This window comes from Herbaspirillum sp. C7C8 (genome assembly GCF_022627875.1).
In the GTDB taxonomy this organism is placed as follows: domain Bacteria; phylum Pseudomonadota; class Gammaproteobacteria; order Burkholderiales; family Burkholderiaceae_D; genus Herbaspirillum.
In genome coordinates this window covers 1-319 of sequence record NZ_JABXGG010000063.1, presented here as the reverse complement: position 1 = coordinate 319, position 319 = coordinate 1, and the positions used below count along the sequence as shown (strand labels likewise).

1 protein-coding gene is annotated in these 319 nt (G+C 62.7%); it reads right to left on the bottom strand.

Annotated elements, in window-relative coordinates; translation table 11 throughout:
* Positions 1–319: hemagglutinin repeat-containing protein (locus tag HWE01_RS22650; RefSeq protein ID WP_241822961.1), on the bottom strand; the 319-nt coding region annotated here is incomplete at both ends.

Sequence of the window (319 nt, the reverse complement as noted above, 5' to 3'; positions counted from 1 at the left end):
GTGGCATTGGCGGTGGTGACGCTGGTACTGCGGATCACCACATCGCGGCCCGCACTCAAGGTCAGCTTGTCATTGGCGCTGATGACGCCACCGGCATGCTCGATATCGGTGGTGGCTGCGACACGGACATCGCCCCCATCGATACTGCCGCCGAGATTACGGACGTTGTCCGCGCGCAGCGTCACGCCCGCACGCGCGGCAATGGTGCCGCCCCGATTAATGATGTCCTGCACGCTCTGTATCACCACCTCATTACCGGCGATCAGGGTCTGTCGGCCACTGACACGCAGATTCGACGGCTGCAGATAGACTTGCGGCA